The following is a 24,251-nucleotide window of genomic DNA, read 5'->3' as shown; positions in this document are numbered from 1 at the left end:
GACGAATGGCTAACGAACGCTTTGGGCTGGAAAAGCCTTGTCGCATTCGAACGGAAAGTGGCTTAAACGATCATCTGGGGCGGCACTAAAGCGTGCCAGGTCAAGCCGGTGTCAGCCTCGACAAATGACCTATATTAGGTCAGCTTTCCACATGCGATACCTCCCGTTCCCCGTCACCTCGCGGATCAAACCGCTTGCCTCCATCCATGCGAGATTGCGCTGAACGGCGGCGCGGCTGGCTCCGGTCATGGCCTCAGCCATCGGGGCGGAGACCAAGGGCCATTCCGTGAAAACCTTTCGCAAGGCAACCGGCGTGCGGCCAGATAATTGCGCCATGACGTTTTCTGCCCGCCCGATCCACACTTCAATATCATCAAGTGTTCGCATCGCCGTTAGAATTGCGCTGTTCATCCCATCCAACCAGCGGGCCAAACGCTCGGGTGGCAAGCCCGAAACGCGCAGCCCCCCGGCCCCGGCCATAGCGAGCGGCGCGAAGATGGCACCGCTTCCATCGCTGGTCGCGATCCTAGACGCGGTGACGGCAGCTTCGATCTGGTCGCCGTGGCGTCCGAGGCCCGCCAAGCTCCACAGGTGATACCCCATGCACGCCCGCGTGATCGGGTGGAGACCCTTTGCGGCTGCCATGACGTCCAGCCACCCACCCGCGCGATCCTCGAAACGCTCAGCGCTGTCTTCAATGTTCTCGGGGTCGCGGCGATCCAGAAAAGCGGCCAGGTCAGCCATCGGTCCGGGACCGCCTGTCAAGCGCCGAACAGCCCATCCAACGCGTGCCAAGGCATTTGGGTCATCCTGTGCACCTGACAGCCGCATGGATACCCAGAGCGCCAGACGATCAGTACTCACCCGATCTCCTGCGACCCAGCTGAGGGCCGCTGCCTCGACAAGAGCGAGGCGATGCCGCCAGCCTTCCGGGCCGCGCAGCAGCCGGTCATCCAGAGCTCCCAGGCGTCCAGCCACCTTTGCTAGCCGCGCAGCGTGAACGCCTTCTGCCTTTGCCCAGTCTTCGATGACGGCAGTGTCCGGCGGTTCTGCACGCGGCCCGGGAGGCAAATCATCTGGTTCTTCTTCGAATGGTCCCGGCAGAAACCAGTGTCGCTTTTCCTTCACGATTTCACTGCGTGGTTTTCACATGATTTCCGCAAGGTACCTCCGGAAGTGGCGCGGGTTTCTGCTTTGCGATTTCAATTTCATTATGGACTTCAATAGGTTTTGAAGGGCACGGCGGCATGACAGCACTCAGCAAAGATCGGCCTTTGGAGCGGGCAGCTTACCGCGCTTCAGACGAGGCTTGGTCGAAGGCGGTTCGGATCGCTCGCGAACTTGACCGGGTTCTCGATGGCGACTTGCCGATGCGGGAGGCTGTCAGCCGGGCAGCGGTGGAACTGCGCCTTTCGACGCGTCAGGTCTACAATCACCTCGCCCGGTATCGGGAGGACCGCCGTGTCTCGTCGCTTCTTCCTCGGACGAATGGCGCGCGGCGTGCGAGGATATCGGCCAGCGTGGAAGCCATCATTTCCGACACTTTGCGAAAGATGTGGCTGCAGCCAGAGCAACCCGATCTCGCGCCCATCGTCGACGAGATCCGCGCGCGCTGTTCCGGCCAAGGCTTCAAGCCCCCGGCCTATGTCACCGTGGCCAAGCGGATTCCGATCATCTTCACTCCCGAGGAGATCGCACGGCGGCGGCTTTCCGGTGGCAAACATCTTCACCGCCTGAAACCGCGTCCGGGATACATCCGTGCAGCACACGCCCTTGACGTCGTCCAGATCGATCACACACCGGCCGATATCCAGTTCGTCGAGGTGATCGACGATCATGGCGTTTTCGTGGGCAGACCCTATCTCACCATCGCCGCCGATGTGGCGACGAGTGCAATCATCGGCTTTTGCCTCACCCTCGAGCGCCCGTCCCGACTCTCGGTGGCATTGTGCTTGGCACACGCGATGTGCCGCAAGGATGACTGGCTGGCCGAACGCGGGATTGCGCACCCATGGGAAATGTGCGGCCGCCCGAAGCAGATCGTTGTCGACTCCGCCAAGGAGTTTCAAAGCAGCACCTTCACGACGGGATGCGCCGACTTCGGCATAACCGTCCGCACCCGGAACAAGGGAACGGTTCACCGGGGTGGCGTTGTCGAACGCCTCGTCGGAAAAGTGAACACGGTGCTTCGCTCTCTTCCCGGCAAGACCGGACGGTCGATCGCGGATCGCGGCGACTATGCGTCCGATGAGAGGGCAAGTCTGACCTTCGCGGCCCTCGAGCGTTGCATCGCTCTGGCAATCATCGATCACAACCAGACCCAGAACGCGCGCAAGCTGACTGTGCCTCGCCTCGAATGGGAGCGGCGACTTCCACCGACGGACCGGCCGATCGATGATCCTGACCAAGTCCTGCTCAACTTTCTCCCCCGCACAACACGCCGCATCTCTCCCCAGGGCGTCAGCCTGTTCGCCATCGACTACTTCGAGCAATGGCTTGGCCCTCTCGTCGCCCGCCGTGACCGGTTGCCACCTCTGGATCTATGCTACGACCCCCGGGACATCAGCCGGATCTACATCGCCGATCCCGACACGCGGATCTGGCGTCCGGTAAAGCGGCGGGATGGGGTGACCATGCCAATCACCCTTTGGCAGCATGAAGCCGACCGAGCGCGCACGCGTGAGAGCCAACAACGACCGGCGCAGGAAAAGACGCTTCTGCGCCGGGAAATCGCGGCGACCGTCGCCGGGGCCAAATCCAAGAAGGCTCACCTGCGGGAAATGACCAGGGCCCGACACGCCGCAGACGCGCCGAAGGCGTATCAAAATGTCGGGCAGGTTTCGGAGGCGACCCATACCGGACCAGAACCTGACCGACCCCGCCGCGTCTTTCCTGTGGAGACCTGGTAGCATGGCCGACCATCTCCTACCATCAACCTCAGCGTTGCTCGATGCGGATGCTGCCACCCGCATTGCTCATATTCGGGCGCCACGCTGGATAGGCCATCCCGGTGCCTCTGCGGCACATGATGCGATGCGGCAGCTGTTGGAACGCCCGCCATCACTCCGTCCACGCGGCTTGTTGATTGCTGGTCCCTATCACAACGGCAAGACCATGATCGCCGAACGCTTCGCCGTCGAACATCTGCGCCGTGCCGACCGGCAAAGGGTCTGGGTGATCCAGACCCGGGAGGGGGCAGGCCTGTCGCATTTCTACGCCAGCATTCTGTCCGGACTGCGCGCCCCGCAAGCTGCCGGCTGGCGTAGCCTGTCCCGCGCCAGCGAACAGGTCGATCATCTTCTCGACAGCGTCAAGCCGCGCCTGCTCATCTTCGACGAATTCCACAGTGTTCTGCGCGGACGCCGACAGGATGTGAAGGCAATCTTCTCGTTCCTGCGGCGGATCGCACGCGTGCATGACATCTCGCCCGTGCTTGTCGGCGAAATCGCTGTCTATGATGCATTGCACGACACTGAAGAAATGGGCTCGCGGTTCGATACGGTCGCAGTGTCACGGTGGGGATTCGACGAAGACTTCGCCACGCTTCTCGACAGTCTCGAGGCCAGCATGCCGCTTGCGCATGCCTCAAACCTCTCACGACCTCCCCTGGCCAAAATGATCCATGATCTGTCGGAAGGGCTGATTGGCGAGGTGGTCGACATCGTCACCCGGACGGCGGTGGCAGCTGTTGAGAGCGGTGAGGAAAGGATCACGTCCAGCACCGTCATGGCCCTCGGCTATATACCGCTGTCACGGCGACGGAACTCGGCCTTGCGCCATTCAATGACATGACCAGCAGTGCGCAGAGGATCACCGTCTCCCCGGCCCGCCGCTATAGAGTGGCCGCGGGGCATCGCTGGCCGGTGGACGTCCGGCCAGCTCCTGGGGAGCTTTTGTCAAGCTGGCTGCATCGGCTTGCACATGCCAATGGTGTGCCGCCGCGCTATTTTGGAGCGGTGCTCGGGGTGGCCGGCGAGACATGGTCGGCGCAACTTGACCGGCATCTGCCGGATTCTGTTCGTCGCTTGCTGCTCGACCATACGGCGATCTGCCCCGACGAGATCGACGGTCTTTGTCTGGCCAACAGTCCACTCTCGACCCTGCGCTTGCGGCTGCGGACCCGGCCGCAAGATGCAGGGACATCGACGGCGCAGTCCTGTTGGTTGCAGTTCTGTCCCTCCTGCCTGGGGGAAGACGAGGTGCCCTATTTCCGGCGGAGCTGGACCTTGGCAACCCGCGTGTCCTGCTTTCGCCATGGCTGCCGCTTGCGCGACCGTTGCCCGTCTTGTGGGCAGAGCCTTGCGCCATTTCGTCAGGCTCGCCTCGTGCCACAACAGTACTGCGCCTTCTGCGACGCCCCTCTCGCAAAACCGACTGGCCCGGCAAGCACGGGCGCCCGGCGCCTCGAGCGGCTGATCGACGATCTGCTGCGCCTTGATTCCGCTGAGCGCGCGCAGGACGACCGGAAGTCTCTTGCCGTGCAGCTTATGAAACACCCAGTGCCCGTCAGAACGGCGACATCAACGGTCCCATTCTTGTCGCATCGGGTTCGCTACAATTTCTTCCAGCGGTTGTCAGAGCGGCAGATCGAGGTAAGAGACCCCACAGAACGCGGCCCGCTGACCTTCTGGCTCGGGCTGGCCCGCGCCTCCGAAAACCACAAGGGGTTGGTCAGGACGCTCAGAGATCGGCTTGGCGAAACTGCCGGGCCGGGGCCGGCCTCCTCCTCCAGAGAGCCTGATCTGGCCGCCTTGCTGCGGGCAGCAATCCGGCTTCACCAAAGTCGCCGATTTCCTGCTGAAGCCTGGCCGGTCGCCTAACCTTCCGTGGCCCCCGATGGGCCTGCCAGGCCTGCATCGTCCAATTGCTCGGGGTCTGGCAGGTCGCGCAAGGACTCCATCCCGAAGGCAGCCAGGAACGCCTCGGTGGTGACGAAGGTATAAGGCGCGCCACGTCTCGGCTCACGGGGGCCGGTGCCGATCAGGTCCCGCTCGGCAAGTCGGCCGATCAGGTCACGGCTGATCTCTTTTCCAAAGATGTCCTTCAACCCGTCGCGGCTGACCGGCTGGTGATACGCAATCGCCGCCAGCACGGCCAGATCGTAGTCCGACAGGTTCAGCGCCTGGCTGTCCACATCTGCCGCAGCGCGGATCGCTGGGGCATAGGCCGCGCGCGTGCGCAGCATCCACGCCTTGCCCACCTGTGCCACCTCATAGGGTCGGCCCTCCAGATCCACTGCCAGATCCTCGATCAACAGATCGATCGAGGCCCCCTGCCCCACGACCCGCGCCAGATCCTCGCGCGCCACCGGTGCGCTACTTGCAAACAGCACCGCCTCGATCCGGCGCATCCACTCCCGCCAGCGCAACTCAGGGGGAAGAACGGCCAATTCGCGGTCAAGTTCTGTGTCCTCGCGCCGCCCCATGCTCAGACCCCGTACAGGCGGAACGTGTCCCGCCCTGTCAGTTCGCGCACGGCGCCGAGTGCCACCAGTCGGTCGCAGAGCCGTCGCGCGGCCCGATCCGACATAAAGGCCAATGCCCCCGGCACCAGCGCATCGCGCGACAGAAACAGATCGACCGCCCGGCCCGCCGCCTTGGCGCGCAGCTTCGGGGCCACCGCCCGAAGGCGGGCCGCCGCACGGGCCAGATCGCAGGCCAGCTGCAGCGCCTGCCCGACGGCAGAGACAACGGCGCGGTGACAGGCCAGACGCAGATCATCGCCCCGCAGGCGCAGGTCGCGGGGCCTGAGCGTCAGCGCCAGAAGTGGCAGCACATGCGTTGCCCCCACCCCCTTTGCCAGAACCGCATCGGCAAGGATCAGCACCGCAGTTTCGGCCCGCGGGTGATCTGTCAGCACCGCCTCAATGACATGCGCCGCGCGGTCGACCGGGGTCTGCCCCATGGCATCAAGGCACAGCGCGATCCGCTCGGCCCCGATCCCTTGCAGCGCATTGGTCAGATGCGCGACCGAGACAGGCCGGGCCACCGCGCGTGACCACTGCTGCAAAAGCCGTCCCGCTGGGCCGGGGTCGTCGCCCGGACCCGTCAGGTGCAGAGCATCGCGCAAGGCGCCCGGCCCTTCCCTGCGCCCCGCCATTTCAGCGCAGTTCCCGGCCGCCACCAAAGCCAAGCGGTCCCGCCACAGCGCCACAGGCACATCCCCGGCCGCGGTCACTTGGCTCAGATGCGCCAGCGCGGCCCCAGAGCGGAAGGCCGCTGCCTCAAGGGTTTCTGCCGGGGCAGCACCGATCCAGCCCGGCAGCGGGGGCAGCATCGGCAAGGTTTCCAAAGGCTCGGCGCGCGGTTTTCTCATGCCGGCAGCCTACATTGTGACGGCGCTTTCTACCAGATAAATGCACCAATAGCGCCGCAGCTTTGTTGGCTCCACAATGTCCAATAAGTTTGCATTATCGGACGTGCCGGGAGTATGCTCGACGGTATGACCGAAACGCCCGAGAAATCGCCTTCAGAACCCCCGGAACGTCCCGATCGCCATGAGCGGGACGACAGCGCTGATACGGAGCGCGACACGATCGCCCTGCCCTCCCATGTCGCTGGCTCGGGCACGCTCGACCGCCTGGTCGAAACGGCGCGTGACTATGCGCGTCAGGCGGCGTCGGAGAACACGCTGAAGGCCTACACCAAGGATTGGGCCCACTTCGCGCGCTGGTGCCGGATGCGTGGCGCGGACCCTCTCCCCTCGTCGTCCCAGCTGATCGGCCTCTACATCGCCGATCTGGCAGCGCCGAGCGGCAAAGCACCTGCCCTCTCGGCCTCCTCTATAGAACGGCGGCTGTCTGGCCTGACCTGGGGCTATGCGCAGCGCGGAGAGCGGCTCGACCGCAAAGATCGGCACATTGCCAGCGTCCTGGCTGGCATCCGCCGCAAGCACGCACGGCCACCAGCACAGAAAGAGGCCATTCTGCCGGAAGACCTGCGCGACATGCTGGCAACCCTCCCCCACGATTTGCGCGGCCTGCGCGACCGGGCGATCCTGCTGATCGGCTTTGCTGGTGGCCTGCGTCGGTCCGAAATTGTCAGCCTCGACCACGGCAAGGATGACACGCCTGACTCCGGCGGCTGGGTCGAGATCTTGGAGGACGGCGTGCTCCTCACCCTGCGCGGCAAGACCGGTTGGCGCGAGGTCGAAATCGCCCGCGGCTCATCAGATCAGACCTGCCCGGTCCATGCCCTGACGCAGTGGCTGCATTACGCAAGGATCGACTTCGGCCCGATCTTCGTCGCCACGTCACGCAACGGCCTGAAAGCTACGAGCGAGCGGTTGTCGGACAAGCACGTCGCCCGGCTGATCAAGTCCTGCGCCCGCGAGGCCGGGCTACGCCCTGATCTGCCTGAAGCCGAGCGCGTGCGGCTGTTCTCGGGCCATTCCCTGCGCGCAGGCCTTGCCAGCAGCGCGGAAGTTGATGAGCGCTACGTTCAAAAGCAGCTTGGTCATGCCAGCGCAGAGATGACCCGCCGATACCAGCGACGCCGCGACAGGTTCCGGGTGAACCTGACCAAGGCCGCAGGCCTGTAAGCCCCCTGCCCTTCCGTCGAGCCTTTGCTGAAATGCCAAGCTCCAACCAGACCGCTCAGGTTTCAGCTAATCGCTTCAATTGAAATCGGGAACCAAACGCGACACTGGTGCTGGGAGGAAGCTCGGGCAGGCCGGGCGGCCGGCGTTTCAGGGCGCCAGGACTTCAACGAGCTGGCGGTTCATATCCGCAGAATAAACGATTTATGCGGATCACTGGCAGAAGTCTATCTTCGCCCTCTGGAAATTGCCAATTGGCAATTTCTAGAGCGGGTTCTTCTCGGCGTAGCTGCGGAAGAAGGCGAGATAGGCGCGGTCGGGATCCTTGGCCGGTTCCTTGCGGGCGCTCCATTCCCGCCATTCGCTTTCGACGAAATAGATGTCGTAGCCGGGGTGGCGCAGGCGGGCGGTTTCATAGGTCGCAGTCTGCAAGGCCGGCCCGCGCGATTCCAGCCAGCCCGGGCGGGGGCGGCTTTCGGCGGCGGGGCGGACCTCTTCGGTGCGGCCTTCGGCCTTGACCCGGCGCCCGACCTTCGAGAATTGCAGGGCGCGATCCGCCGCGCCGCTGGCATCGCCATCCTTGCGCCACCAGCGCATCTCGACATGGGTCACGGCGCGGCCGGTCTTGATCGGCAGGATCTCCACCAGGAAGTCCGAAAGCGCATTCACCTCGGCCACCGCCGGGTCGATGGCGCGCAGCTTCAGGTTCGACCAGGACGAAAGCTTACCTTTCGGGACGCCCATGATGCCGCGCAAGGCTTCCAGCGTGAAGCGTTCGGAAGCCTTCCAGCGCAGGTTGCCGCGTTTCTGCACCATCTCGTAAAGCGTCAGCGCGTATTTCGAGGACAGCGCGAACATCACCTCGCGCTGCAGCCGGGCGAAAACCTGGCTGTTGCGGATGATCTTGCGCAGGCGCGCCGGGATTTCATACTCCAGCAGGCCGTCGCTGCGGCCGCTTTCCAGGTTGCCGCCCAGCAGCTGCACGCGCTCGATGGCAGGCTCGCCGTCCCAGATCACCGCGACCTTGACGATGGCGGACATCAGCCGCTCCAGGCTTTCGCCCACCCTGTCGTTGGAATTGTGGCTGCCGCGCAGGGTAGATTTGGAAATGACATGGGTCACCGGCTTGTCGATCGCCTCCCAGGCGTTCTCGAGCAGCTGGTTATAGATGCGGCGGTCGTTCAAGGTCAGCGGCGTGACCTCGATCAGATCGACCAGCTCGCCCGGCTTGACCAGGCTGTCGGCGTTCGGGCGCGCCTCCACCGTGCGGATCCGGGTCTCAGCCATGTTCCCCTACATCAAAGACCTTACTTTTGTATTCGAGAGAACGTAAGTTTTCAAGCGTCCGGGCGACCAGCGGGGCAGGTGAACCCAAAATGTAAGCGCCAACCGCATCGGCCGCCGCCGGGTGATTCGCAGCCGCTTGCTTTTGCTGGCCTTTTTCCCGAGCAAATCGCCGCATCCGCCGCCACCCGAAACGTAAGGCAAGGCCGCGTCCCCGATTGTAAGCCAAGCCCACCCGATCCGTAAGCGCCGGCATCCCGAAAAGAATCGCGAACCATCCCGAATCGTAAGTTTCGCCGGGAATACCGCAGCATTTCCAAGGCCTAGGCGGGAATGAATCCTGAATCTGATGAATCTGAACCCAGCGAGGTGTTTTTATCCACAAGATTCAGGATTGCCGATGGCAGCCGCACCGCGAACGACTTACAAATCGGGATGGCTCGGACCGGAAGGTTACGGGACGGCCTGCGCCTTTCCGGGCAACTTTCGGCGCTGGCGCCCTGGCTGCCCGGCTATCGCTTTCTGCGAAGCATCGCCCCAAAAACCGAACTTTACGCCTGCGGGCGTTTCGGCCATAGTGCGCCAACCCGAGCAGCGAAGTCATCCCATGAATCCCGCGATTTCCCCCGTTACCCTGGACGAATTGGCCGTGCTGAGCCAGCGCGCCTCGACCGTCATCGAACGCCTGCGCGAGCGCGTCTTCGCGCCCGGCACGCAGAAGCAGCTCGACCTGCTGTTCAACGTGCGCACCGCGGCCGAAATGGTCGGCCGCTCGGAAAAGGCGATCCGCGATGCCGAAGCCGACGGCCGCCTGCCCGAGCCGACCAAGGATGCCGCCACCAATCGCCGCAACGGCTATACCTTGGCCGAGGTCAACCGCATGCGCGAGGTCTTTGGCACCATGCCGCACCGCGCGCCCGAGGATGCGCCGCTGGTCATGGCAGTGCAGAACTTCAAGGGCGGGGTCGGGAAATCGACCGTGGTGGTGCATCTGGCGCAATATTTCGCGCTGAAGGGCTATCGGGTCTGCGTCATCGACTCCGATTCCCAAGCCTCGACCACCGCGGTTTTCGGGCTGAACCCCGACGTGGACGTGGATGAGGAAGAGGACACGCTCTATCCCTTCCTGCAGCATGGCGGGCCGAAATCGCTGCATTACGCCTTGCGCGCGACCTATTGGCCCGGCATCGCGCTGATTCCGGCGAACCTGGGGCTTTACGATGCCGAATATGAATTCGCGGCGCGGATGGCGCGCGATCCGACCTTCATCCTTGATCGGCTGCGCGAGGGGGTCGCCTCGATCGCCGACCAGTTCGACATCATCCTGCTGGACCCGCCGCCGGCGCTTGGCATGCTGTCGCTGTCGGTGCTGCGCGCGGCCAATGCGCTGCTGATCCCGGCGCCGCCGAACAACATCGACTTCGCCTCGACCGCGCATTTCCTGAAGATGATGGAATCGACCCTGGCCGAGCTGGCCCGACACGGCGGCGCGCGCGAATACAGCTTCGTCAAGATCCTGACGTCCAAGATGAACGACCAGAAATCGGCGCATCAGGCGATCAAGCGCATGATGGACGCGGTGTTTCCGCAGGACATGCTGAACGCCGCGCTGAAGGATTCGGCCGAAATCGACAACGCCACAGCCAATCTGATGACCGTCTATGAGCTGACCGGCCCCGCCACGCGGACCGAGACGCACAAGCGCTGCCGCGCCTATCTGGACGCCGTGGGCCGCGAGGTCGAACTGCTGATCCGCAAGACCTGGCCCAGCCATCACCGCCAATTGCGCAAGGAGGGCCTGCTGTGAGCAAGCGCCATGATGCGATCTTCGACGACGTGCTGAAGGACCTGTCGGCGCCGGCCGCCAGCGACAAGGCCGGCGCGCGCTTCCTGAAACGCAGCAACGCGCTGGCCGAGAGCGGCGAGCGCGAGGAGAAGGTGCTGCGCTGGGTCGATCCCGCCAGCTGCGTGATGTGGGCCCGACACAACCGCGCCTATGACCTGCTGAACGAGGACAATTGCCGCGACCTGATCGACAGCCTGAAGGCGCAGGGCCGGCAGGAATTCCCGGCCATCGTCCGCAAGCTGCCGGCAGGGCAGGGCGCCGAATACGAGGTGATCTGCGGCGCGCGCCGGCATTTCGCCGTCAGCTGGCTGCGGGCGAACAATTACGCGCAGTTCCGCTATCTGGTCGAGGTGCGCGACCTGACCGACGAAGAGGCCTTCCGCCTGGCCGATATCGAGAACCGCGACCGCGCCGATCTCAGCGATTACGAACGGGCGCGCGACTATCTCCAGGCGCTCGACATCTATTACGGCGGCAAGCAGAAGACGATGGCGGCGCGGCTCGAGGTGTCCGAGGCCTGGCTCTCGCGCTATCTGCATCTGGCCCGGCTGCCGCAACCGATCCTGGATGCCTGGCCGCGCCTGACCGAAATCAAGGAGTTGCACGCCCGCAGCGTCCGGCCGCTGTTGCAGGATGCCGAGGAGAAGGTGCTGGCCGAAGCCCGGGCCATCGCCGCCGAACAGGCCCGGGCGCGGGCTGGGCAGGGCGCCCCTGTGCCGGTACCCCGCGTGCTGGCGCGGCTGAAACAGGCTGCCCACGGCGCTGCGCCCGCGGCCGAGAAACAGGTCCAGGGCCCGCTGACCGTCGAGCGCCGCGGCAAGAAGATCCGGCTGGAGTTCCCGGACACCCTGTCCGAGGCGGATCTGCGGGCCGCGCTGGACGGCTTTCTTGCCGAACATTTCCGGCAATGAGACGAATTGCCAATTGGCAATTTCCGGAACAATGCAGGAACGTCCAGAAGGACGCCCTCGCCGATCCGGGACCGTCGCGGGCTACTGTTACTTTTCGGGTGGGGTGCAATCCGGGGTGACGACCGGCTGCAAGGTGTCGAGCAATTGCAGCATCAGCCCCTGCGGCCCCTGCGCGACATGGGCCGCGACGCCAAAGCAGCGCGCCAGGTTGTCCGGCGTCAGCACCGCCTCGGGGCGCCCGTCGGCCATGATCCGGCCCTGGTGCAGCAGCACCAGGCGCGTGCAGTGCCGGGCCGCCAACCCCAGGTCATGCAGCGAGGCCAGCACCGCCCGGCCCTGGTCCGCAAGGCGGCGGAACAGCCGCATGACCTCGATCTGCGCGGCCGGGTCCAGCCCGGCGATGGGCTCATCCGCGATCAGCAGCGGCGTGTCCTGCGCCAAGGCGCGGGCCAGCAGCGCCCGGGCCTGTTCGCCCCCCGACAGCTCGGTGGCCGGGCGGTCGCGCAGCGGCAGAAGCGACAGCGCCGAGAGCGCGGCCTCGACGGCGGCGCGGTCGGCTTCGCCGGCGGCATCGGGATGGGCGATGCGCCCCAGCGCCACCAGGGTTTCGACCGAGACCGGCCAGGCGATCTCGCGCCCCTGCGGCATGAAGGCGGCCGCCCGCGCCCGCAGCCGCGCCGGCAGCGCGGCAAGCGAGCTGTGCCCCTCGGCCGGCAACAGCCCCAGGGCGGCGCGCAGCAGCGTGGTCTTGCCGGCGCCGTTCGGACCCAGCAGGCCGACGAATTCGCCGGGCGCGACGGTCAGGTCGATGCCCTCGATCACCCGGCGGCCATGACGGCGGCAAGTCAGGGCAGAAAGCGCCAGCGTCATGCCTGCCTCCGGGTCTTGAGGATCAGGTGCAGGAACAGCGGCGCGCCGACCAGCGCGGTCAGCACGCCCAGCTTCAGGTCCTGTGCGGGCAGGATCAGCCGCACGGCAATATCGGCGGCCAGCACCATCGCCGCCCCGCCAAGCGCCGAGGCGACGAGCAGGCGCGCCGGCCGCGCGCCGGCCGCGTGGCGCAAGAGATGCGGCACCACCAGCCCGACGAAGCCGATGGACCCCGCCACTGCCGTCGCCCCGGCGATCAGCGCCGCGCAGCCCAGCACCAGCCGCAGCCGCAACCGGCCCAGGTCGATGCCGCTGGAGGCCGCGGCATCCTCGCCCAGGGTCAGCGCATCCAGCGCCCGGCCGGTGGTCAGCAGCAGCCCGGCGCCCGGCAGGATCAGCGCCGCCGCGATCCAGACATGCGGCATGGCGCGGTCGGCCAGCGAGCCCATCATCCAGAAGGTGATCTCATTGGCGGAAAAGGGGTTCGGCGACAGGTTCAGCACCAGCGCGGTGCCGGCCCCCGCCAGCGCCGAAATGGCGATGCCGGCCAGGATCAGCGACAGCGTGCCGCCGCGCGGCCCGGCCAGGGCCAGCATGGCCAGCACCGACAGCGCGGCCCCCGCCAGCGCCGCCAGCGGCAGGCCCAGCGGAACCGCTGCCGCGAGCCCGGTCTGGATCGCCAGCACCGCGCCCAGGGCGGCCGAGGCCGAGGTGCCGATCAGCCCCGGCTCGGCCAGCGGGTTGCGCAGGAAACCCTGCATGGCCGCGCCGGCCAGCCCCAGCGCCGCGCCGACCAGCAGGCCCAGGGCCGCGCGGGGCAGGCGGATCTCGCGCATGACCAGCCCCAGCATGTCGTCGCCCCGGACCAGCGCGGCGAGGCTTGGGCCGATGCCGGCGCCGGCCGGCCCGGTCAGCAGCGATCCCGCGAACAGCGCCGCGACCAGCAGGCCGAGCAGGCCCAGCAGCACGAAGGGGCGCATCATCGCGTCACCGCCGCGGCGGCGGGCAGATTGGCCACGGCGCGCAGGATGCGCGGGTTGCCGCAGATCCAGTCCGGGTCGGCCATGACCGCCGCCGGCCTGTCGCGCAGCAGCGCGCGCAGGGCCGGGTGGTCCAGCATGTCCTGGGCGCGGGCGTGGCCGGCATAGCGACGGCCCAGGATCACCAGGTCGGGCCGGGCCAGCAGCAGCGCCTCCAGCGGCAGGGTGCCGCCCGGGCCAAGGCCCAGCTCGTCGGCGATATTGGCATAGCCCGCCAGCGCGACGATCTGCCCCGCCAGGCTGTCGCTGCCCAGCGTATAGCCATTCACGGCATAGATCGCGGCGCGCGGGCGCGGCTGGGGCGCCGGGGGCAGGCGGGCGAGGTCGGCATCGAACCGGGCCAGGACGGCATCCGCCTCGGCCTCGCGGCCCAGAACCTGGCCCATGCGGGCGATATTGCCGCGAATGCCGGCGATGTCGCTTTCGGGCTGGAACACCTCGACCGGGACGCCGACCCGGCGCAGCAGCGAAAGGGTCGTGGGCGGGGTCCAGGTGCCCGCCAGCACCAGGTCGGGCTTCAGCAGGAAGATCTCTTCGGCCAGGCCGTTGTTGGCCGGCAGCGCCGCTGCCGCTTCGGCCATGCCCGAGGACAGCGGGTCGCGCGCCAGATAGGAAACCGAGACCAGCTGTCCCGGCCCCGCCAGCAGCATGGCAAGCTGGTCGGTGCAAAGGTTGATCGAGACGACCCGGCGCGGCGCTTCCGCCGCGACGGGCAGGGCAAGGCAGGCAAGGAGGCCGGCCAGAAGCCAGCGCGCTACCATCGCGCCTGCAATCCGGCATAGGCGGTGCGGCCCTGGCCGTAATAGCCCCATGCCTCGGAATGGTCCTTGTCGAACAGGTTCTCGACCCGGCCGTGCAGACGGATGTTTTCGGTCAGGTCATAATGCGCGGCAAGGTTGACGGTGGCGAATTCCGGCAGTTCGGTGGTGGCCGGCGTGTCGGGCCAGGCGGTGTTATACCATTCCTCGTCGTAATTGCCCGCGACATAGCGCAGCTCCGCCGACAGGCCGCCGCGGCCGGCCGCGAAATCCGCCTGTCCGCGCAGGTTGACCTGATGCCGGGGCACACGCGCGATGCGGCTGCCGTCCTGCTGGCGCGCGTCGGTATAGGTATAGTCGGCGCTGATGCGGATGGCATCCGTCACCTGCATGGCCGTCGTCACCTCGAAGCCCTTGCGGGTGCTGGTGCCGTCAAGGTTCACCGAGCTTTCGCCCGAGCCGGTGATCAGGTCCTCGACATCGCTGTGAAAGACGGTCGCGCCCAATGTGCCCGCGCCGCCGGCATAGGACAGATCGATGCCCAGTTCATAGCCGAGGCTGCGTTCGGGGCGCAGGTCCGGGTTGCCCTCGTAAGAGCCGGGGATATAGCCGAATTGCTGGAACATATCGGGGTTGACCACGGCCCGGCCCGCCGCCGCGCGCAGGCGGATGTCCCGCCCCGGCACCTGCCAGCCCGCCGACAGGTTCCACGAGGTCGCATCCTTGAACCCGTCGTTCAGGTCGCGGCGAATGCCGGCCTGCAGGTCGATGTCCGGGTCGAGATTGCCCAGATATTCCAGCGCCAGCGCGGTCGTGTCGCGTTCATAGATCCCGCCGGGCGCAAAGGAGCTGCGATAGGTCTCGCGCTCGGTCGCGGCGCTGAAGTTCAGGCGATGGCGGGTGCTGGCCAGGTCGGCGCCGTCGATGGCCCAGCTGCCCAGATACTGCACGCCGCGGCGGCGCGCGGCGTCGTCATAGTCATAGGCGCCGTCGTTCAGGAACAGGGTGTCCTGGTTGGTGCCCGAGACGGTCAGCCGGTGGGACAGCCGTCCGTCCAGCGCCTGCGCCTCGATCCAGAGCGAACCGAAGACCTCGTTGCGCTCGGCGGTCAGCGGCGCGTCGATCAGGTAGTCGTCGGGGGTGGGCACCGGGACGAAGCTGCCAAGGTCATAGCCATATTCCTGCCAGCTGCGGCGCAGGGCGAAACCCGCGCTGACGCTCTCGGTCAGGTCATAGCGGCCGCGCAGCCCGATCGTGTCGCGGTCGTTGAAGTCGCGGTCGCCGCTGGAACGAGAGGCATCCTCGCCCTCGACATGGCGCGAGTCCAGCGACAGCACCAACTCGCTGCGCCCGTCCGAATAGCTGACATGGCCGTTGGCCGCGCGGGTGCCCAGCCCGCCGATCTCGACCCCGCCGCCATAGCGGAACCCCATCTCGCGCGCGCGCCGCGTCGTGATCGAGATGACGCCCGCCGCCGCGTTCGAGCCGTAGATCGCCGATTGCGGGCCGCGCAGCACCTCGATCCGGTCGATGTCGGCGGCGGTCATGCCCGAGAAGGTATAGTCGCCGGAGGCCGGAGAGTTCGCCTTGACCCCGTCGATCAGCACCAGGACGTGGCCGGGCTCGCTGCCGCGGATGCGCAGCTTGGTCAGCGTCTCGCCGGTCGAGGTGACGGCCACGCCCGGCACGCTGCGCAGCGCGTCCTGCACGGTGGCGATGCCGCGCGCCTCGATCTCCTCGGCGGTCAGCACGGTCGAGGCGCGGCCATAGGCATCGCTGGCGATGGGGCTGAGCCCGGCCGACAGGATCACGGGATCCAGGATGACGGCGTCTTGCGCCGCCGCGACGGCCGGCACCAGCGCCGCCGCCAGAGTCATGATGGAAGCTCGGGTCCGAGACATGCCTTGACCTTTCCGGGCACGGGCCGCAGCCCGCGGGTTGCAGAACTGCCCTGCGCAACGGGCCGGTCGGCCCGCCCGCCGGGGGGTGAGCGTCACCTCTGCGGAACGGCCGCTTTCCCGGTGCGCCCCGCGCCGGAAATGGGTGAACGCCTCGGCAGGTCTCCTGACTCGCGGATCGTCGCTTCGGCCGGCCTTCCCGGGACGCGCCCAGTGGCATTATCGACCGTCGCTCGCCGCCTACAGTTGCGGGGGCAGTGCCGGATTGGCCCGGGGGCTTGCCGGCTTCCCTTTTCATCCGGCAAGGGGCCGGAACCGAAGCAGCCACCTGTTCGCGCGACGAGGCCCCGGCTGTCAAGGGGTCTGGCCCGGCCCGCATGGGGCGGCGGGCCATGGTTTCATGCCGAAGCCGAACGAAAAAGGCGCCGGACCCGCCGGCGCCCTGTCATTTTGCCGCAGGGGATCAGGCCAGCCGCTGCCGCAAGCCGGGGTCACGGGCCAGCGACCCTTGCACGAGCTGGCCGAAGATCAGCCCGATCCCGGCCCAGAGCACCGCCACGATCACCAGCGACACGCTGCGGAACTGCCAGAGCAGGTCGCCCGGAAAGCCGGCCGGCACCTCATTGATGGCGGGCAGGACGAGGCCGGCGACGACCACCAGGACCAGATAGGCCAGCCCGCCCAGGATGCCGGCGCGCCAGCGGTCGCGGCCGCTGCGCGCCACTGCCACCGCGATCACCATGGCGATGAGCGACAGCGCCATCATGGCAAAGAACATCTGCGTGCGCAGGCCGATGGTCTCGCCATGGCCCACGGCGGGCGGGTTGGCCGGGTATTTCAGGAAGGGCACCAGCACGACCGAGACATAGCCCAGCACCGCCATCACCCCCGCCGTCGCCCGCGCGCCCAGATGCGAGAACCGGCCCTGCACGAAGGCGAAGACCAGGGCGAAAAGCCCGCCCAAGCCGGCGCCGAACACCGCCATGCCGGTCAGCAGGCCGATGCCGGCCTGGGTGGCGCGGCTGATGCCCTCGCCCTCGCCATGGGAATGGGAATGGCCGGCGGGTTCGGGCTCGGCCGTGGCAGCAGCGGTCGGCGCGTTGTGGCCGTGGTCATGAGCGTGTTCAGGGGCGGCGGGCGCGCCCGCCTCTTCCAGCGCGATGGCGGCGGCGACCGGAGGTTCGCCCCAGACCTTGCCGACGCCAAAGGCCAGCACACCCGCGATCAGCCCGGCAATCATGCCGAGCACCAGATAACGTCCTGTCATGGGTGCTGCTCCTCAGTGGCAGGGAAAGCCGAGAAGGTGGCGCGCATCGTGCACGAATTCATGCACGCCGGTGCCGTCGAGAAGCGCGACCGCGCCCTGTTCGGTGCTGACGAAATACAGCGCCAGCAGCATGACCAGCCCGGCGAAGATCGCCCAGGGCGCCCATTCGCCCAAGGGAATCGGGCGGCTGCGGAAATCGTCTGTGGCTTCGGTATAGGCCATCGCAATGCTCCTTCGGATACGCGTCCGGTTGGGATGTTGACATGCCCGGACTCGGGGTCTGACTTCCGCCCCCTGATGGGCGCGGTTACAGTGGCGCGACCGTGCCGGAATTCCACCGGCTTCCCGCGACTGGGCAATGCCGGGCAAGCTGCGCTGCAGAGCGGCAAATGTCAAAGCAAACTTGCGCCCGTCCGGCGCCGCGGCCAATCTGGCGCCATGGCAAGCCGCATCCTGCTGATCTGTTCGCTGGCCCCGGCGCGGCCGGTGTTTCCGGGTGACGATCCCGCGCCGCCCACCGCGCTGCCCGTCCCGCATCCTGCGCCGGGTCCGGCCCGCACCTCGCCCCTGCGCCGCGCGGTGCAGACGGCCGAGGCCATGGGCCTGGCCGCGCGACCCGACCCGGCGCTGGCCGAGATGGACTATGGCGCCTGGGCCGGGCAGTCCCCCGAGCAGGTGCTGGCCCAGGACCCCCAGGGCTTCGCCCGCTGGCAGGACGACCCCCATGCGGCGCCGCATGGCGGCGAGAGCTTCGCCGCCGTGGTCGAGCGCATGGCCCGCTGGTTGCAGGACCGGGCGCAGGGGGGCGACAACCTGCTGGCAGTGACCCATCCGGCCCCGATCCAGGCGGCGCTGGTGCATGTGCTGGGCGCGCCGCTGGGCGCCACCCGCGCCATCGGCGTCCGGCCGCTGTCGCGTATGCAGCTGACCCATGACGGCCGGCGCTGGTCGCTGCTGCTCTTGCCCTGAAGCCGGCCGGCGCGGGGTGCCCTTTCGCCTTGCGGCTTCCTGCGCTATGGGGGCGCGTCGGGCCCGTTCCGCCGGCCGCGACGCCTCCCTTGACTATCTGCGGACAAGAACCATGACACATATCCATTCGGGTGCTGCCGCGAGCCGGCAGAAACCCTTGAACTCGCCCGCCCAGGTGCTGACGGCCAGCCTGATCGGCACCACCATCGAATTCTTCGACTTCTACGTCTACGCGACCGCGGCGGTGCTGATCTTCCCGACGCTGTTCTTCCCGTCCTCGGACCCGATGACGGCGCTGCTGGCGTCATTCGCCACCTTCTCGATCGCCTTCTTTGCGCGGCCCTTCGGCGCTGTGGTCTTCGGCCATTTCGGCGACCGCATCGGCCGCAAGGTCACGCTGGTCGCGGCGCTGCTGACCATGGGCATCTCCACCGTCATCATCGGGCTGCTGCCCAGCTATGCGCAGATCGGGGTCTGGGCGCCGCTGCTCCTGGCGCTGTGCCGCTTTGGCCAGGGCTTCGGCCTGGGCGGCGAATGGGGCGGCGCGGTGCTGCTCGCGACCGAGAACGCGCCCCCCGGCAAGCGCAGCTGGTATGGCATGTTCCCGCAGCTGGGCGCGCCGCTGGGACTGTTCCTGTCCTCGGGCTTCTTCTGGGTCATGCTGCATTTCATCAGCCAGGAGGATCTTCTGGCCTGGGGCTGGCGGCTGCCCTTCCTGTCCTCGATCTTCCTGATCGCCATCGGGCTCTGGGTGCGGCTGTCGATCACCGAGACGCCGGAATTCGCCCGCGCCATCGCCAAGGAAGAGCGCGTCTCGGTGCCCGTGGCCGAGGTCTTTCGCAGCCACAAGCGCAGCCTGTTCCTGGGCACGTTCGTCGCGCTGGTGACCTTCGTGCTGTTCTATATCTGCTCGGCCTGGCTGCTGTCCTATAACGTCAAGGTGTTGCAGATCCCGTTCAAGGACGCGCTGGCGATGCAGATCTTCGGCTCGGTCGTCTTCGGCATCGCCATCCCCATCGCCGGCAAGGCCGCCGACCGGATCGGGCGCTATGCCTTCCTGATCGGCGTGACGGTGGCCATCGCGGCCTTCTCGTTCCTGCTGGCGCCGCTGATGCAGGGCGATGCGGGCCACGAGGGCTCGATCTATCTGTTCATCACCCTGGGCATGTTCCTGATGGGCCTGACCTATGGCGTGATCGGTGCCGCGCTGGCCGCGCCCTTCCCGACGCGGGTGCGCTATACCGGGGCCTCGATTACCTTCAACTTCGCCGGCATCTTCGGCGCCTCGCTGGCGCCCTATGCCGCGACCTGGTTGCAGACGCATCACGGCATGGCCTCGGTCGGCTATTACCTGCTGGCGGCGGCGGTCATCACGCTGCTCTGCATCCTGGCCTCGGGCCGCGACCAGGTCTGAGCCTCTGGCCATCGCAAGCGGACGGGCGGTCCCTGGGCCGCCCGTTTGCGTTTCGGCGGCGGATGCGGTTTATGCGACAGCATGACGCCCGAGGAACTGATCCGCAGCATCCTGGCCGGGACCGAGCTGCGCTCGGCCTCGTTCATCGTCACGGTCTATGGCGATGTCGTGGTGCCGCGCGGCGGCGTCTTGTGGACCGGCACGCTGATCGAGATCTGCGACCGCGTCGGCATCAGCGAATCGCTGGTGCGCACCGCGGTCTCGCGCCTGGTGGCAGCCAAGCGGCTTTGCGGCGAAAGGGCGGGGCGGCGCAGCTATTACCGGCTGGACGCCTCGGCCGGGCAAGAGTTCCAGCGCGCTGCGACGCTGCTCTATGCGCCCGATCCGCCGGCGCGCGGCTGGCAGATCCTGCACGCCCCCGACCTGCCCGAGGACCAGGCCCGCCACCTGCGGCTGGGCCAGATGGCGCCCGGCGTCTTCATCCGCCCGGACCGCGGCCAGCCGCTGCCGCCGGGCGCGCTGGTCTTTCCGGCCGGCGATCCGCAGCCCCTGGCCGAGGTGGCGCGCTATTGGAACCTGTCTGCCCTGCAGGCGCGCTATCGCGACATGCTGGCGCGGTTCTTGCCGGTCGAATCCGCCGGCCCGCTGCCGGACGAGACCGCGCTGGTGATCCGGCTGCTGCTGGTCGAGACCTATCGCCATGTCCTCTTGCGCGATCCGCGCCTGCCGGCCCAGGCGCTGCCCGAGGATTGGCAGGGCGGTGCGGCGCGCGCGCTGTTCGACCGGCTCTATGCCCGCCTGACCCCGGGCGCCGAGCGCCACATCGCCGCCCGGTTCGAAGGCGTGGACGGTCCGCTGCCGGCCCAGACCGCGCTGACCCAGGCCCGGCTGGTGGGCATGGCCTGATTTTTCATCGCTCTTTCAATTGCTTATATCGGTACGCGACAAAACATCACAGGAAAGCGCAAGTTTTGCTTTATCTGTGATGTTTGCCGCGCTATAAGCTGACCAATCGGTCGGCGAATTGGGAGAATCGCCGGTCTTTCACGAACACGAAGGAAAGCGGGATGCAGGAAGCCTTCATCTGCGACGCGGTGCGCACCCCCATCGGGCGCTATGCCGGCGCGCTGGCCCAGGTTCGGGCCGACGATCTGGCGGCGGTGCCGCTGAAGGCGCTGATGGCGCGCAATCCGGGCGTCGACTGGGCGGCCGTCGATGACCTGATCTATGGCTGCGCCAACCAGGCCGGCGAAGATAACCGCAACGTCGGCCGCATGGCCGTGCTGCTGGCCGGCCTGCCCATCGGCGTGCCCGCGACCACGGTGAACCGGCTCTGCGGTTCGGGCATGGATGCGATCGGCATGGCGGCGCGGGCGATCAAGGCGGGCGATTGCGATTTCGTCATCGCCGGCGGGGTCGAGAGCATGACCCGCGCCCCCTTCGTCATGCCCAAGGCGGAAAGCGCGTTTTCCCGCGCGAACGCGGTCTATGACACCACCATCGGCTGGCGCTTCGTCAATCCGGCGATGAAGGCGCAGTTCGGCATCGACTCGATGCCGCAGACCGCCGACAACGTGGCCGCCGATTTCGGCATCAGCCGCACCGACCAGGACGCTTTCGCCGCCCGCAGCCAAGCCCGCTGGGAAGCGGCGCAGGCGGCCGGCGTCTTTGCCGACGAGATCGTGCCGGTGACGATCCCGCAGAAGAAGGGCGAGCCCATCGTCTTCGACACCGACGAGCACCCGCGTCCCGGCACCACGGCCGAAACGCTGGCCCGGCTCAAGGGCGTTAACGGCCCCGACCTGACGGTCACGGCCGGCAATGCCTCGGGCGTGAACGACGGGGCGGCGGCGCTGGCGATCCTCTCGGGCCCGGCGGCGCAGGCGCAGGGCTTGACCCCCAGGGCCCGCATCGTCGCCATGGCGGCGGCCGGGGTCGAGCCCCGCATCATGGGCATCGGCCCGTCGCCGGCAGCGAAAAAGGTGCTGGCGCGCGCCGGCATGACCATCCAGCAGATGGATGTGATAGAATTGAACGAGGCCTTCGCCAGTCAGGCGCTTGCGACTCTGCGCGACCTGGGCCTGCCGGATGACGCCGCGCATGTGAACCCGAACGGCGGCGCCATCGCGATGGGCCATCCCTTGGGCATGTCCGGCGCCCGGCTGGTGACGACCGCCATGTATCAGCTGCACCGCAGCGGTGGCCGCTACGCGCTTTGCACCATGTGCATCGGCGTGGGGCAGGGCATCGCCATCATCATCGAACGCGTCTGAGGAGGCCCGCCATGTATGCCCAGCTCGTGAAATCCGAAGGCAGCAATTCCCGCGACGAGTTGACGCCCGAGGAGCTTGCCTTCCAGGAGCGCATCGACCGCGGCGAGAAGATCGAGCCCAAGGAATGGATGCCCGAGGGCTATCGCAAGACGCTGATCCGCCAGATCGGCCAGCACGCGCATAGCGAGATCGTCGGCCAGCTGCCCGAGGGCAACTGGATCACCCGCGCGCCGACGCTGGAGCGCAAGGCGATCCTGCTGGCCAAGGTGCAGGACGAGGCCGGGCACGGGCTTTATCTGTACAGCGCCGCCGAGACGCTGGGCGTCAGCCGCGACGAGCTGATGGAACTCTTGCACGCCGGCAAGATGAAATATTCCTCGATCTTCAACTATCCGACGCTGACCTGGGCCGACATGGGCGCGGTCGGCTGGCTGGTCGACGGCGCGGCGATCATGAACCAGGTGCCGCTGCAAAGGACCAGCTATGGCCCCTATTCCCGCGCCATGATCCGCATCTGCAAGGAGGAGAGCTTCCACCAGCGCCAGGGCTACGCCATCATGATGAAGATGGCGCAGGGCACGCCGGCGCAGAAGCGCATGGCGCAGGATGCGCTGAACCGGCTCTGGTATCCCTCGTTGATGATGTTCGGGCCATCCGACAAGGACTCGGTGCATTCCGCGCAGTCGATGGCGTGGAAGATCAAGATGAACACCAATGACGAGCTGCGGCAGAAATTCGTCGACCAGACCGTGCCGCAGGCGGAATACCTGGGCCTGACCGTGCCCGACCCGGACCTGAAATGGAACGAGGAGAAGGGCGGCTACGATTTCAGCGAGCCGGACTGGTCCGAGTTCTACGACGTGCTGGTCGGCAACGGGCCCTGCAACAAGGACCGGCTGGGCGCCCGCGTCAAGGCCTGGGACGACGGCGCCTGGTTCCGCGAGGCGCTGGTCGTCCATGCCGAGAAGGCCGCCGCCCGCCGCGCCGTCGCCGCCGAATAACCCGCCAGGACCATGCGGCCCCGCGCCGCGACCAAGTAAGGGAGAACACCATGTCCAAGGAATGGCCGCTCTGGGAGGTCTTCATCCGGGGCCAGCACGGGCTGAACCACCGCCACGTCGGCAGCCTGCACGCGCCCGACGCCGAAATGGCGATCCTGAATGCCCGCGACGTCTATACCCGCAGGAATGAGGGCGTCTCGATCTGGGTCGTGCCCTCGGCGCAGATCACCGCGTCGAGCCCGTCCGAGAAGGGCCCGCTGTTCGAGCCCTCGAACAGCAAGGTCTATCGCCACCCGACCTTCTTCGACATCCCGGACGAAGTGGGGCATATGTGATGCCCTCGCTGCCCGACATGAACACGCCCGAAGTGGCGGAACTGGCCCGCATGCAGGGCGCGCATGCCCATCCCCCGGTGCCCGCCCCCGATGCCGGCGAACAGGCGCTGTTCGAATGCCTGCTGCGCATCGGCGACTCGACCCTGATCCTCGGTCATCGCGTCTCGGAATGGTGCGGCCATTCCCCGGCGCTGGAGGAAGACATTGCCCTGGCCAACGTCGCGCTGGACCTGATCGGCCAGACCCAGAACTGGCTGGCGCTCGCCGCCGAGGTCGAGGGGCAGGGCCGCAGCGCCGACGAGCTCGCCTATCTGCGCGACGCCTGGGATTTCCGCAACCTGCTGCTGGTGGAGCGCCCGAACGGCGACTTCGGCCATACGCTGATGCGGCAGTTCCTGTTCGACGCCTGGCACCACGAATTCCTGAAGGGCGCCGCGGCTTCGACCGACCCGCGGGTGGCGGAAATCGCCGCCAAGGCGGCGAAAGAGGTGGCCTATCACCTGGAACGGTCCTCGGACCTGATCGTGCGGCTGGGCGACGGCACGGCGGAAAGCCACCAGCGCCTGACCGCTGCCATCGAGGCGCTGTGGTCCTATACCGGCGAGATGTTCCTGGCCGATGCCAAGGACGCCGAACTCGCCGCGCGGGGCATCCTGCCCGATCCGGCCAACCTGCGCGAGCCTTGGCTGGCGACGGTCGGCGCGGTCTTCGCCGAGGCGACGCTGGCGCTTCCCGACAGTGCCTTCGCGCACAAGGGCGGCAAGCAGGGCACCCATACCGAGCATCTGGGCTATATCCTGGCCGAGATGCAGTTCCTGCAACGCGCCTATCCCGGTGCGAGCTGGTAGG

22 protein-coding genes, 1 pseudogene and 2 riboswitches are annotated in these 24,251 nt (G+C 67.2%); of the genes and pseudogenes, 13 read left to right on the top strand and 10 right to left on the bottom strand.

Features of this window, described 5'->3' with window-relative positions; translation table 11 throughout:
• Positions 1-129: 129 nt before the first annotated feature.
• Positions 130-1,110 (bottom strand): annotated as a pseudogene (locus tag PARN5_RS23055) (hypothetical protein); the annotation flags it as partial.
• A gap of 137 nt (positions 1,111-1,247) precedes the next feature.
• Between PARN5_RS23055 and PARN5_RS0120825 the strand changes: the two are divergent.
• From PARN5_RS0120825 to PARN5_RS23760, 3 genes are read left to right on the top strand one after another with little or no spacing between them, the layout of a single operon-like run.
• Positions 1,248-2,909, top strand: a complete 1,662-nt coding sequence (locus PARN5_RS0120825; protein WP_026155628.1) for a Mu transposase C-terminal domain-containing protein — start codon at positions 1,248-1,250, stop codon at positions 2,907-2,909.
• A 1-nt stretch (position 2,910) separates the two neighbouring features.
• Positions 2,911-3,792, top strand: coding sequence for a TniB family NTP-binding protein (locus PARN5_RS0120820; protein WP_026155627.1), 882 nt, complete (start codon positions 2,911-2,913; stop codon positions 3,790-3,792).
• Entirely contained in the window at positions 3,789-4,820 is a 1,032-nt protein-coding gene (locus PARN5_RS23760) for a TniQ family protein (RefSeq protein WP_081615053.1), read from the top strand. Before PARN5_RS0120820 ends, PARN5_RS23760 begins: the two co-directional genes overlap by 4 nt.
• Here PARN5_RS23760 and PARN5_RS0120815 read toward each other — a convergent pair.
• Both PARN5_RS0120815 and PARN5_RS0120810 read right to left on the bottom strand, forming a co-directional pair.
• Positions 4,817-5,425, bottom strand: coding sequence for an SMC-Scp complex subunit ScpB (locus tag PARN5_RS0120815; RefSeq protein ID WP_018001707.1), 609 nt, complete (start codon positions 5,423-5,425; stop codon positions 4,817-4,819). The genes PARN5_RS23760 and PARN5_RS0120815 overlap by 4 nt on opposite strands.
• 2 nt (positions 5,426-5,427) lie before the next feature.
• Entirely contained in the window at positions 5,428-6,315 is an 888-nt protein-coding gene (locus PARN5_RS0120810; RefSeq protein ID WP_026155625.1) for a DUF1403 family protein, read from the bottom strand.
• A 114-nt stretch (positions 6,316-6,429) separates the two neighbouring features.
• On the opposite strand from PARN5_RS0120810, the gene PARN5_RS0120805 reads away from it, so the two are divergent.
• Positions 6,430-7,539 carry a tyrosine-type recombinase/integrase gene (locus PARN5_RS0120805; protein ID WP_018001705.1) on the top strand — a complete coding sequence of 370 codons (1,110 nt, stop codon included), beginning with the start codon at positions 6,430-6,432 and terminating at the stop codon, positions 7,537-7,539.
• A gap of 261 nt (positions 7,540-7,800) precedes the next feature.
• Here PARN5_RS0120805 and PARN5_RS0120800 read toward each other — a convergent pair whose 3' ends face one another.
• On the bottom strand, positions 7,801-8,823 hold the full coding sequence (locus tag PARN5_RS0120800) for a replication initiation protein (RefSeq protein WP_018001704.1): 1,023 nt from the start codon (positions 8,821-8,823) through the stop codon (positions 7,801-7,803).
• A gap of 604 nt (positions 8,824-9,427) precedes the next feature.
• Here PARN5_RS0120800 and PARN5_RS0120795 point away from each other — a divergent pair.
• On the top strand, positions 9,428-10,627 hold the full coding sequence (locus PARN5_RS0120795) for an AAA family ATPase (protein ID WP_018001703.1): 1,200 nt from the start codon (positions 9,428-9,430) through the stop codon (positions 10,625-10,627).
• Positions 10,624-11,577 carry a ParB/RepB/Spo0J family partition protein gene (locus PARN5_RS0120790; RefSeq protein WP_018001702.1) on the top strand — a complete coding sequence of 318 codons (954 nt, stop codon included), beginning with the start codon at positions 10,624-10,626 and terminating at the stop codon, positions 11,575-11,577. The genes PARN5_RS0120795 and PARN5_RS0120790 overlap by 4 nt, the downstream gene beginning before the upstream one ends.
• An 87-nt stretch (positions 11,578-11,664) precedes the next feature.
• On the opposite strand, the gene PARN5_RS0120785 is transcribed toward PARN5_RS0120790, so the two are convergent.
• The 6 genes from PARN5_RS0120785 to PARN5_RS0120760 all read right to left on the bottom strand — a co-directional run bounded on the left by PARN5_RS0120785 (position 11,665) and on the right by PARN5_RS0120760 (position 17,632).
• On the bottom strand, positions 11,665-12,447 hold the full coding sequence (locus PARN5_RS0120785) for an ABC transporter ATP-binding protein (protein WP_018001701.1): 783 nt from the start codon (positions 12,445-12,447) through the stop codon (positions 11,665-11,667).
• Complete coding sequence (locus PARN5_RS0120780) at positions 12,444-13,427, bottom strand: iron ABC transporter permease (protein ID WP_026155623.1); 984 nt, start codon at positions 13,425-13,427, stop codon at positions 12,444-12,446. Before PARN5_RS0120780 ends, PARN5_RS0120785 begins: the two co-directional genes overlap by 4 nt.
• Positions 13,427-14,248 (bottom strand): ABC transporter substrate-binding protein, encoded by an 822-nt coding sequence (locus tag PARN5_RS0120775; protein ID WP_018001699.1) that lies wholly within the window; start codon positions 14,246-14,248, stop codon positions 13,427-13,429. Before PARN5_RS0120775 ends, PARN5_RS0120780 begins: the two co-directional genes overlap by 1 nt.
• Complete coding sequence (locus PARN5_RS0120770) at positions 14,242-16,146, bottom strand: TonB-dependent receptor (RefSeq protein WP_026155622.1); 1,905 nt, start codon at positions 16,144-16,146, stop codon at positions 14,242-14,244. The genes PARN5_RS0120775 and PARN5_RS0120770 overlap by 7 nt, the downstream gene beginning before the upstream one ends.
• Before the next feature lie 135 nt (positions 16,147-16,281).
• Positions 16,282-16,478: riboswitch (cobalamin riboswitch) on the bottom strand.
• 128 nt (positions 16,479-16,606) lie between these two features.
• Positions 16,607-17,410 carry a CbtA family protein gene (locus PARN5_RS0120765; RefSeq protein ID WP_018001697.1) on the bottom strand — a complete coding sequence of 268 codons (804 nt, stop codon included), beginning with the start codon at positions 17,408-17,410 and terminating at the stop codon, positions 16,607-16,609.
• A gap of 12 nt (positions 17,411-17,422) precedes the next feature.
• Entirely contained in the window at positions 17,423-17,632 is a 210-nt protein-coding gene (locus PARN5_RS0120760; protein ID WP_018001696.1) for a CbtB-domain containing protein, read from the bottom strand.
• A 55-nt stretch (positions 17,633-17,687) separates the two neighbouring features.
• Positions 17,688-17,757: riboswitch (cobalamin riboswitch) on the bottom strand.
• A 91-nt stretch (positions 17,758-17,848) separates the two neighbouring features.
• Here PARN5_RS0120760 and PARN5_RS0120755 point away from each other — a divergent pair.
• The 7 genes from PARN5_RS0120755 to paaC all read left to right on the top strand — a co-directional run bounded on the left by PARN5_RS0120755 (position 17,849) and on the right by paaC (position 24,250).
• Entirely contained in the window at positions 17,849-18,379 is a 531-nt protein-coding gene (locus PARN5_RS0120755) for a histidine phosphatase family protein (RefSeq protein ID WP_018001695.1), read from the top strand.
• Positions 18,380-18,491: 112 nt separating this feature from the next.
• Entirely contained in the window at positions 18,492-19,793 is a 1,302-nt protein-coding gene (locus PARN5_RS0120750; protein ID WP_036745178.1) for an MFS transporter, read from the top strand.
• A gap of 81 nt (positions 19,794-19,874) precedes the next feature.
• Positions 19,875-20,699, top strand: coding sequence for a PaaX family transcriptional regulator C-terminal domain-containing protein (locus PARN5_RS0120745; protein WP_018001693.1), 825 nt, complete (start codon positions 19,875-19,877; stop codon positions 20,697-20,699).
• A gap of 161 nt (positions 20,700-20,860) precedes the next feature.
• A complete protein-coding gene (gene pcaF, locus PARN5_RS0120740) occupies positions 20,861-22,066 on the top strand; it encodes a 3-oxoadipyl-CoA thiolase (RefSeq protein WP_026155620.1) in 1,206 nt (401 codons plus the stop codon).
• Positions 22,067-22,077: 11 nt separating this feature from the next.
• Positions 22,078-23,067 (top strand): 1,2-phenylacetyl-CoA epoxidase subunit PaaA, encoded by a 990-nt coding sequence (paaA, locus tag PARN5_RS0120735; RefSeq protein WP_018001691.1) that lies wholly within the window; start codon positions 22,078-22,080, stop codon positions 23,065-23,067.
• Positions 23,068-23,117: 50 nt separating this feature from the next.
• The gene (gene paaB, locus PARN5_RS0120730; RefSeq protein ID WP_018001690.1) at positions 23,118-23,402 is read left to right on the top strand and encodes a 1,2-phenylacetyl-CoA epoxidase subunit PaaB; all 285 of its coding nucleotides are present in this window, start codon (positions 23,118-23,120) and stop codon (positions 23,400-23,402) included.
• On the top strand, positions 23,402-24,250 hold the full coding sequence (gene paaC, locus PARN5_RS0120725; protein ID WP_018001689.1) for a 1,2-phenylacetyl-CoA epoxidase subunit PaaC: 849 nt from the start codon (positions 23,402-23,404) through the stop codon (positions 24,248-24,250). Before paaB ends, paaC begins: the two co-directional genes overlap by 1 nt.
• Position 24,251 lies beyond the last annotated feature (1 nt).

The sequence above is a fragment of the Paracoccus sp. N5 genome (assembly GCF_000371965.1).
Lineage (GTDB): Bacteria > Pseudomonadota > Alphaproteobacteria > Rhodobacterales > Rhodobacteraceae > Paracoccus.
Note: the sequence above shows the minus strand (reverse complement) of the source record. Positions and strands in the feature narration are given on the sequence as shown.